The 218-nt window shown below is 61.9% G+C and carries 1 protein-coding gene; it reads left to right on the top strand.

The features are described from left to right. Positions 1–218, top strand: a 218-nt coding sequence (locus tag A3709_RS15010) for an ATP-binding cassette domain-containing protein (RefSeq protein WP_156507784.1), incomplete at both ends; no start/stop codon positions are given.

The following is a 218-nucleotide window of genomic DNA, read 5'->3' as shown; positions in this document are numbered from 1 at the left end:
TATTCCCCATGCCAGTGGCAGTGAAGCGGACCTGGACATTCTCGACGAAGTGCTGGCATTCACCGACACTCAGTCACTCAGGGATAGGCTTTATACGGAGCTGTCTGGCGGTGAACGCCAGCGCGTACAACTGGCGCGCTGCGTCGCTCAGGTGTGGCGCGCCCAGGACAGCGCCCACCGGGTTCTGTTGATGGACGAACCGAGTGCCGCGCTGGATC

This window comes from Halioglobus sp. HI00S01 (assembly GCF_001635445.1).
GTDB lineage: Bacteria > Pseudomonadota > Gammaproteobacteria > Pseudomonadales > Halieaceae > Halioglobus > Halioglobus japonicus.
This window is presented reverse-complemented; position numbering and strand designations above follow the sequence as displayed.